Below are 9,085 nucleotides of genomic sequence, written 5' to 3'. Positions count from 1 at the left end.
CCCTGTGCTCCTCGATCGCGTAGCGGGGACGGTCCTGTCCGCGTGCCGGCGCGCGGGCAGCAGGGCGCTTCACGACCGTCGAAGGGTTCGGGCACGACCGGGTCCGGCGATCACGCGTCGGCCTGAGCTCATCATGCGGCGGCGGCTCCGCAGGGGTCCACCACACCATGGCCGGTACCGCCGCACTCGAGCGCGGACGGTCCTGTTCAACCGCTGCCTTGCCACAGTTGAACGCGCCTCGCCGGCGATCGCGCATGCTCTCGCCGGACGCCAAGAATGCTTCTTGCTGCGCATTCCAGCCTCATGCGATGGTGGGCGGCGCACGACGAGAAGCGTCGCCGCATATCCCGACATTCTCCGGCCCTCCCCTCAAGACATCATCCACGACAAGGGGTCGACGATGGAAGACGAGCCAAAATATCTCCGGTCCAAAGCGATTGTTGAGCCACTGGTCGACGGGTTCTACGCCTGGCTCCATACGGTCGCGCCGGCGCAGGCGGCGCTGAATCTCTCGTCATTGCAGGTTCCGCTCTTGGAGTCGTATCTGCAGTCACCGCAGGTGCACATCACGGCGAGCAGGAATCCTGCGCTACGCGGCGGATTCTTCATCAATATCGGAGAGGACAGGACCGAAGAGGTCCGCGACCTGCTCGCGGGGATCAAACGCGATCGCGCCGGCATGCTGCGCTTCGCCTCGGCGATCGCCGAGGCCGAGGAGGTCGTGCGGCAGAACGCGACCGGGTTCGACCTGACGCCGTTGTACCTCAAGCTCCCCGCCGAGCTGTCCGGGCTCGTCGAGCTGGCTTACGACACGAACAACCAGCCCACGATGCGGTTCATGGAGCCGCTGCTGTACGCGAGCAGCGCCTACACCGAGGACCGCCAGTCGGTGCAGCTGTCGCTGGAGCCCGGCGTCGAGCGGCCGTTCATCCTGAGCACGCCCCGCCTGGCCTCCGACCCCGGCGTGCTGGACCTGCGGATCCCCTTCCGGCACGACGGCCTCACCGAGCTGTTCCGGGCTCGTGTGCACCCCACCACCATCGGCAGGCTGCGCGAAGCGCTCGGCCTGGACGACACGCAGGCCGCGAAGCTGTCCGGGTTGCTCGCCGATGCGCCGGACCTGGCCGGGGACCGCCACGTCAGCGCCGGCGGACGGATCCGCTATTTCGGCCATGCCTGCCTGGTCCTGCAGACCCCTGAGGTCTGCGTCGTCACCGACCCCTTCATCAGTGCGGACTCCGATGCGGCCGACCGCTACACCCTGCGGGACCTGCCGGACCACATCGACGCGGTCCTGATCACGCACGGCCACCAGGACCACATCGTCCTGGAGACGCTGCTCCAGCTGCGCGGCCGGGTGGACACGGTCGTCGTGCCACGGTCCTCGCGGGGGAACCTGTGCGACCCGTCGCTCGCGCTCTACCTGCAGCACGTGGGCCTGCCGGTCACGGAGGTCGACGACTTCTCCGAGATCGACCTGCCCGGCTGCAGGATCACCGCCACGCCGTTCCTCGGCGAACACGCGGACCTGGATATCCGGGCCAAGTCGACGTTCTGCGTCCGGTTCGCCGGGCGCACGGTGTTCGTCGGCGCCGACTCCTCCGGCATCGACCCCGGCCTGTACCGGTACATCCGCGACCGCGTCGGCCGTGTCGACATCGCCTTCCTCGGCATGGAGTGCGCCGGCGCCCCACTGACCTGGCTGTACCAGGCGCTGCTCACGCGCCCGGTCACCAAGCGCATGAGCGACTCGCGGACGCTGTCCGGCTCCAACGCCGAGCAGGCGGCCGCAATCATGACGGAGCTGGGTGCCCGGGAGGCTCACGTCTACGCGATGGGCGAGGAGCCGTGGCTGGGGCACGTCATGGCGACCAGCTACAACGACGACTCCTTCCAGCTCAAGCAGATCGACGAGTTCATGGCCTGGTGCAGGGGACGGGAGATCCCGGCCGGCCACCTGTACGGTCGGCGCGAGTGGCGCTGGTAGTCCGCCGTACTCCGTACAGGGCACCACCAATGGAGTTCCCGGCCTCATCAGGCCGGCAACTCCATTGTTCGCGACTACGCGTCAGGCGACCGGCACCAAGCGGCCGGTGCCGTTGAGCGTCGCCAGATCCAGGTCGGCTACGCAACGCACCGCGTCGCCGTTGAGCGTGAGTGTGCCCTCGACATGCAGCGTGCCGACGCCGTTGGCGTAGTCGGCCCGTCCGGCGTCGGTGGCCGCCGGGTCAAGCCGCACACCCAGATCGGTCCCGCCTCGAGTCCCGGTGAACTTGATGCTCACGTGCTGGAATTCCTCTACGCGCCTGCGCAGCTCTTCGACAGAAGGATCCGGGCCACCCAGGGTCACCGGGTGGTCGCCTTCACTCAAACGCCGGGTCAGCTCGTTCACGACCAGTTTCTCCTTCGATTCTGATGACGCAGTATCGGCGGCAGCAATGTACTGGAGGTGTCTTCCGGATGCCCAGTAGGATATCCGGAAGGACCGTACGGCCATTCGGCCGCGGGCAGGAGGGGAATGGGCCGTGCCTTTTAACCGCCCCACCTATCGAGAATCGCACTCCCACCGCCGAAGGGGTATCGGCGCGCAGTCACGGGGAATGCAGTGCGCCGAATCGGCCGTGACCGCCACGGCACGTGGGGCGGCTCCGGACCGGGTCGCACTGGACGTCGTGGTCACCGGTACTGCATCCGACGCCCACACATGGAATCTCGTCTACCTCCAACTGGTCCTGGAGGAACTCGGCCACCGGGTGACCAACCTCGGTGCGACGGTGCCGGTCGCCCTGTTGGTGGACCACTGCCGCGCGCACCGGCCGGACCTGGTCGTGGTCAGTAGCGTCAACGGGCACGGCGCCATGGACGGCAGGGAGTTGATCGCCGCCCTGCGCGCGGTCTCCGAGCTGCGCGACACCCCTGTGGTGATCGGCGGCAAGCTCGGCATCGGCGGCCCGGAGGACCGGCACCACCCCGGCGATCTGCTGCGTGCCGGATTCGACGCGGTGTTCGTGGACGGCGTGCAGCCGACCGTATTCCAGTCCTACCTCAAGTCCCTTTCCGCCGGAGAACGACGGTGACCCTGGAACGTGCCACGACCGGCCCTCTCCGTCCGTCCGGGACCACCGCCTCCTTCGGCAGCCGAATCCGCCGCGCGCGGCAGCAGGGCGAGCTCGTCGTACAGGCCAGGATGGGCATGAGCGACCCGGCTTGGATGCGCGAAGGGCTGCTCGCCGTCAAGCGGGCACACGCCACGACGGTCGGGACCGTCACCGTGGACAGTTTCACCCGGCTCGGGGACCTGGCCGCGGCCCGGCGCGCCGTCGCCGCGGGCGACGAACTCAACGGCTATCCCATCGCCACCCACTCCGCCGGCGTCACCCGCGCGATGCTCTCCGGGATCGTGGACGCGGGCTTCCCGGTCCAGGTCCGACACGGCTCCGCCGCCCCGCGCGAGATCTTCGCGGGTCTCATCCGAGCCGGGCTGAACGCCACCGAGGGCGGGCCGGTCTCCTACTCCCTGCCCTACGGCCGCACACCGCTGCGCGAATCCGTACGGAACTGGCGGGAGTGCTGCCTGTTGCTGGCCGGCATGCGCTCGGCATCCGCCGAACCCCACCTGGAGACCTTCGGCGGCTGCATGCTGGGACAGATGTGCCCGCCGGGCCTGCTCGTCGCTCTCAGCATCCTTGAGGGGCTGTTCTTCCGCGACCACGGGCTGCGGGACATCTCGCTGAGCTACGCACAGCAGGGCCACCGCGGCGACGATGAGGAAGCGGTCAGAGCCCTGCGGGCCCTGGCCACGGAGCTGCTGCCCGATGTCGACTGGCACATCGTGGTCTACACGTACATGGGCGTCTACCCGCGCACCCCGGAGGGCTGCAACCTGCTCCTGGGTGCGGCCGCCGACCTGGCCGCCGCCACCGGCGCCGAGCGCCTCGTCGTGAAGACCACGGCCGAAGCCCACCGCCTGCCCACGATCGCGGAGAGTGTGGCCGCACTCGAGCATGCCGCGCGGCGCTCCCCGCCCACCGCAACTGCTCCAGCACGTCAGGACACGGAGATCCTCACCGAGGCACGCGCACTGATCGCGACGGTGCTGGAGCTGGCTCCGGATGTCGGCGACGCTCTCGCTCTCGCCTTCGAGCGCGGCTACCTGGACGTTCCCTACTGTCTGCACCCGGACAACGCCGGACGGTCACGCAGTTACCTCGACGAGCACGGCCGGGTCCGCTGGGCCGAGACGGGGGCGATGCCGATCCGGGCCGGGATCCCGCGGCAGCGCCGCCAGGTCGACTCCGCGGGGTTTCTCAGCTCCCTGACGCATCTGGCACGCCGGTTCGACGAGCTCGCGCTGGACGCGGGCCGCCGGCGCGTGCTGAACACTTGAGGTCAGACGGCACGCGCGGCGCACGACTCGCCCAGCACCGCGAAGAAGTGGTCGCTGCGGCCGGGGAAGAAGTGGTCGCCGCCGAGGATCTCGAACCGGAAGGCGGTCGTCGTCTGCGCCTTCCACTCGGCGACGGCCCTCACCGGCACCAGCCGGTCGCCGGTGGCCGCCATGGCCACGATGGGTGTGTCCAGCGCGGGCTCGTCGGTGTACCGGTAGTCGCGGCAGACCGCGACGTCGGCACGGAGCGCCGGCAGGATCAGCCGCATCATGCGCGGGTGGGCCAGCAGCTTTTCGGCGGTGCCACCCATACGGTGCAGGAAGGCGACCTCGTCCTCTTCTCCGTACGCGACCACGGGCAACTGTGGCGCCGGGGCGCCGAGGACGACCAGCAGCTCCGGCGCCGGGGCGCCGGAGCGGCGCAGGAGGCGCACCGTCTCGAAGGCGGCCAGGGCCCCGAAGCTGTGGCCGAGCAGCGCGTAGCCGCTCGGCGCGGCGGTGTCGATGTGCGACGAGATCTCGGAGACCAGGGCCGCCATGTCGGCGATCGGCTCCTCGGCGAGCCGGGTCTCGCGGCCCGGCAGCCGGATCGGGCGGACGTCGACGCCCCCCGGGAGCCGGGCGCCCCAGCCACGGTACGCCATGGCGCCCGCCCCGGCCGGGGGCAGGCAGTACAGCGGGAGCGGGGCGGCCACCGTCAGCGTTCCGCGACCATGATGTGCTGGCCGAACGTCCCGCCTTCGGCGGCGACCGGGGCGAGCACGGCGACGCGGCCGAACCCGGCGTCGGCGAGCAGTCGTGTCCAGGTGGGCACGTCGGCCAGCGGCGAGCCGGGAATCCGCACGTCGTCCTGCGCGTGCCACCATCCTTCGAGCAGGCCGAAGGACATGGTGACGAACATCAGCGGTGAGGTGATCTCCCTGAGTACCAGGCGCCCGCCGGGGGCGAGCAGGCGCGCGCTGTGTTCCAGCGCACCGCGCAGGTCGCGGGTGGCGTGCAGGACGTTGGCCGCTACGACGACGTCGAAGCCCCCGGCCTCCGGGCCCGGCCCGGACGGCGCCGCCTCGATGTCCAGGTGCTCGAAGCGCATCGTCGGATGGTCCGGCGCGAACCGCTCCTTCGCGTGGCGCAGGAAGCTCGACGAGATGTCGGTGTAGGTGTAGTGGAAGCGGTCCGCGTCTGCTCCGATCGCCTCCAGGATCGCGGCGGTGGTGCCACCGGTGCCGGCACCGACCTCCAGGATCCGCACGGGCTCGCCGCTCTCGTGCGCGAACAGGCGTTGGGCCACGGCCTGCGCCGCAATCTCGTTGAGCCGGTCGGAGACCGGGTCTCCTCGGTACACGCCTTCGACCAGGTCCATCGACCAGCCCGGGAACAGCACCTGGAGGGGCTTGACCCGGCCGCGCAGCATCCGCGGGTACTCGGCCAGGCACGCGTCCAGCAGGCGCAGCTGCGCCGCCACCTCGGAGTGCGCGGCGGCGAGTGCAGCGCTCTCGGCGGCCAGGTCGCGGTCGGCCAGCGCGCCGGCCTCTTCGGCGGCCACCAGTTCCGGGCCGTCCGCGCGCAGCAGCCCCGAGGCCACGACCAGGTCGAGCAAGACCTCGAACAGTGCCTGGTGCGCCGGCGCGACCTCCAGGTCCGTGGCCAGGGTGCCGCGGGCCCGCCGCTCCCCCGGCGCCGTGAAGGCACCCATCTCGAGCAGCACGCGGACAAGCCGCGCCGCGCTCAGGGCGTCGCGCTCGGCCCACCCGGCGGCGAGCCGGGCGCCCTCCGGCTCGGCCGACAGCGGGCGTCCGGCCAGCGGATCCCAGGCCCGGGTCTCGTCAGCGGTCGCGGTCATGGATCTGCCTCCTGGTTTCGTGGGTCAGGGCCGAGTCAGCACGAGCACCGCGTTCTGCCCGCCGAACCCGAAGGAGTTACTCAGGGCCGCGTCCACGTCGGCCGCGCGAGGCGCCTCTGCGACCACTTCCAGGCCGATCTCCGGATCCTGGCTGTCCAGGTTCGCCGTGGGCGGGACGCGGCGCTCGGCGATGGTGAGGACGGTCAGCGCCGCTTCGATCGCCCCGGCGGCGCCGAGGGTGTGGCCGAGCACGCCCTTGGCCGAGGTGAGCAGCGGCCGGTCGCCGAGCAGCCGGAGCATCGCGCGCGCCTCGACGGCATCGTTGAGCGGGGTCGCGGTGCCGTGCGCGTTGACGTGGTCGACGTCACCCGGCGCGAGGCCGGCGTCGGTCAGCGCCGCGGTGACGGCCAGCGCCACTCCGCGGCCCTCGGGGTCCGGCGCGGTCGGGTGGTGGGCGTCGGCGGAGGCGCCGTAACCGCTGAGTTTGGCGAGCACGCGGACGCCGCGGGCCTCCGCGTGCTCCGGGCGTTCGAGGACGAGTACCCCCGCGCCCTCGCCGATGACGAAGCCGTCCCGGCCCACGTCGAAGGGCCGGGACGCTGCCGCCGGATCGTCGCGGCGGATGGACATCGCGCCCATGCGGGCGAAGGGCGTCACCACCAGCGGGCACACGCAGGACTCTGCTCCGCCGGCGATGACGATGTCGCAGACCTTTGAGCGCAGCAGTTCGCGGGCGGTGCCGATCGCGGTCGCGCCGGACGCGCACGCCGTGCAGGTGGCGAGGTTGGGGCCGGCCGCGCCGGTGTCCATCGCGATCTCCCCGGCCGCCATGTTCGGCGCGGCGAGCGGGATGAGCCGTGGGCTGACCGCCGTCGGCCCGCGCTCGCGCAGCCGGTCGTGCTCGCGCTCCCAGGCCGGCATGCCGCCCAAGGCAGTGCCGAGTACGACGCCGACCCGGCCCACGTCCCACTGCGCCGGGTCCAGCGCCGCGGCGGCGATCGCCTCGCGCGCCGCGGCCAGGGCCAGTTGGGCGTGCCGGTCGAGGCGCCAGGCGATCTTGTGGCCGAGGACGGTCTCGGCGTCGAAGTCCGGGACCCGGCAGGACATGTCGACCGGCAGTCCCGCCAGTGACGGGTCGGTGGCCGCGACGGACTTCCCGGCGCAGATCCCCGCCCACGTGGCCGGCACGCCCACGCCCGCTGCCGTCACCAGGCCGAGGCCCGTGACGGCAGCGTCGAAGTGGTCGCGGGGGATGGGCATCAGACTCGCGCGCCCTTGCCCGCCAGCAGTTCCGCGGCGGTACGCAGGGTGTGGTCCTTGGTGAACTCGTCCTCGCCGAGCGCGACCCCGAACTCGCTCTCGGAAATCACGGCGAGCTCGACGAGGCTGATGGAATCGATCTCCAGGTCGGCGAAGGTGGCGTCGCGGTGAAGGTCACCGGTGGTCAAGCCGAAGCGAGTGGTGAGCAGATGGGCGAGGCGGTCCTCGATGGCGTTCATCGTCAACTCCTGTCGGTGGTTCGGGACGGGTCCGTGCCGGTACTCAGGGCGCGTCGATATCGGGCCAGACCAAGGTCGCCGAACCCCAGGCGGCGCCCCCGCCGAACGCGGTGAGCAGCACCCGGTGGCCGGGGCGTAGCGTCCCGTCGGCGGCCGCGTCGGCCAGTGCCAGCGGGATGGAAGCGGCTGCGGTGTTGCCGACGCGCTCAATGTTCGACACCAGGCGGTCGGCCGGCACCCCGAGGCGCTCACCGACCATGGCGGTGATGCGCGCGTTGGCTTGATGCGCGACCAAGCGGTCGACGTCGGCGGGCGTCCAGCCGGCACGGGCCAGGGCCGCGCTGCTGGAGGAGGCCATCTTTTCCACGGCGGTCTTGAAGACGGTCCGGCCGGCCATCACGAAGTAAGGGGTGTCGTCGGTGCCGGCCGAGCGCTGCCGCGATCCGCCGCCGGGGATCATGATCGCTTCGCTCTGGGTACCGTCGCTGCCGAGGTCGACCGGTCCCAGGGCACCGGGCTCGTCGGCGACGCCGCGGCGGAGCACCACCGCGCCCGCGCCGTCGCCGAAGATCACCCGGGTCGAGCGGTCGGCTGGGTCCAGGATCGTGGAGTAGGTATCGGCGCCGATCAGCAGGACGCGCTCGGCGATTCCGGCGGCAACGGCTCCCGCCGCGACGGCGAGTCCGTACACGAACCCGCTGCACACGGCGGCCACGTCGAACGCCGCGGCACCGACCAGTCCCAGGCGTGCGGCCACCGCCGGCGCGGTGGCCGGGCACGGCCGGTCCGGCGTGGTGGTCGCCAGCACCACCAGGTCGACGGAGGCCGCCCCCGCGGCCTTCAGGGCCTGCTGCCCGGCCTCGCAGGCCAGGTCCGAGGTGGCGGTGCCGGGGTCGACCACATGCCGGGTACGGATGCCGGTGCGGGTGACGATCCACTCGTCCGAGGTGCCCAGCTCGCGGCCGAGGTCGTCGTTGGTGACGACCCGGGGCGGCAGATGCGCGCCGAGGCCGGTGAGCACGGCCGCCGGTACCCCCGACGGCCGCTGCGCCCGCTGCATCGCCTGGTGCACTGTCCGCCTCACTCGACCGCGGCGGCATATTCGTACAGGACGCCCAGCACGTCGCCGACGCTCTTGTCCACGAAGGTGTAGAAGTTCAGTGCCCGCAGGTCGAACTCGATCCCGAGCTCGTCCTCGAGTCTGGTCAGCCATTCGATCGCCTGCAGCGAGTCCAGGCCGAGCGTGCCGAAGACCGTGTCAGGGCCCAGGTCACGGCGCCCCGTGATCTCGGCCAGCATGCCGATCGCCTCGGGGACGGATACCTCTTTCACTGCGGCGACTCCTTCTCCCAGGTGGGG

General features: G+C 71.4%; 10 protein-coding genes. 3 read left to right on the top strand and 7 right to left on the bottom strand.

The features are described from left to right. Window positions 1-400: 400 nt before the first annotated feature. Complete coding sequence (locus PS271_RS30480; protein WP_398386370.1) at window positions 401-1,987, top strand: MBL fold metallo-hydrolase; 1,587 nt, start codon at window positions 401-403, stop codon at window positions 1,985-1,987. An 81-nt stretch (window positions 1,988-2,068) separates the two neighbouring features. On the opposite strand, the gene PS271_RS30475 is transcribed toward PS271_RS30480, so the two are convergent. Continuing rightward, window positions 2,069-2,392 (bottom strand): hypothetical protein, encoded by a 324-nt coding sequence (locus PS271_RS30475; protein ID WP_398386368.1) that lies wholly within the window; start codon window positions 2,390-2,392, stop codon window positions 2,069-2,071. A gap of 229 nt (window positions 2,393-2,621) precedes the next feature. Between PS271_RS30475 and PS271_RS30470 the strand changes: the two genes are divergently transcribed. Both PS271_RS30470 and PS271_RS30465 read left to right on the top strand, forming a co-directional pair. Beyond that, window positions 2,622-3,077 (top strand): cobalamin B12-binding domain-containing protein, encoded by a 456-nt coding sequence (locus PS271_RS30470; RefSeq protein WP_398386367.1) that lies wholly within the window; start codon window positions 2,622-2,624, stop codon window positions 3,075-3,077. Beyond that, the gene (locus PS271_RS30465) at window positions 3,074-4,387 is read left to right on the top strand and encodes a methylaspartate mutase (RefSeq protein WP_398386366.1); all 1,314 of its coding nucleotides are present in this window, start codon (window positions 3,074-3,076) and stop codon (window positions 4,385-4,387) included. Before PS271_RS30470 ends, PS271_RS30465 begins: the two co-directional genes overlap by 4 nt. 2 nt (window positions 4,388-4,389) lie before the next feature. Here the strand turns inward: PS271_RS30465 and PS271_RS30460 are convergent, their stop codons facing one another. From PS271_RS30460 to PS271_RS30435, 6 genes are read right to left on the bottom strand one after another with little or no spacing between them, the layout of a single operon-like run. Continuing rightward, window positions 4,390-5,082, bottom strand: coding sequence for a thioesterase II family protein (locus PS271_RS30460; RefSeq protein WP_398386365.1), 693 nt, complete (start codon window positions 5,080-5,082; stop codon window positions 4,390-4,392). 2 nt (window positions 5,083-5,084) lie between these two features. Further along, window positions 5,085-6,227, bottom strand: coding sequence for a class I SAM-dependent methyltransferase (locus PS271_RS30455; protein ID WP_398386363.1), 1,143 nt, complete (start codon window positions 6,225-6,227; stop codon window positions 5,085-5,087). 24 nt (window positions 6,228-6,251) lie between these two features. Continuing rightward, window positions 6,252-7,487, bottom strand: a complete 1,236-nt coding sequence (locus PS271_RS30450; protein WP_398386361.1) for a beta-ketoacyl-[acyl-carrier-protein] synthase family protein — start codon at window positions 7,485-7,487, stop codon at window positions 6,252-6,254. Next, a complete protein-coding gene (locus tag PS271_RS30445) occupies window positions 7,487-7,726 on the bottom strand; it encodes an acyl carrier protein (RefSeq protein WP_398386360.1) in 240 nt (79 codons plus the stop codon). The genes PS271_RS30450 and PS271_RS30445 overlap by 1 nt, the downstream gene beginning before the upstream one ends. A 43-nt stretch (window positions 7,727-7,769) precedes the next feature. Then, the gene (locus PS271_RS30440; protein WP_398387124.1) at window positions 7,770-8,786 is read right to left on the bottom strand and encodes a beta-ketoacyl-ACP synthase III; all 1,017 of its coding nucleotides are present in this window, start codon (window positions 8,784-8,786) and stop codon (window positions 7,770-7,772) included. Window positions 8,787-8,806: 20 nt separating this feature from the next. After that, window positions 8,807-9,058: an acyl carrier protein gene (locus PS271_RS30435; protein WP_398386359.1), complete on the bottom strand. Its 252-nt coding sequence runs from the start codon at window positions 9,056-9,058 to the stop codon at window positions 8,807-8,809. Window positions 9,059-9,085 lie beyond the last annotated feature (27 nt).

The organism is Streptomyces sp. SCA2-17 (assembly GCF_044336695.1).
Note: the sequence above shows the minus strand (reverse complement) of the source record. Positions and strands in the feature narration are given on the sequence as shown.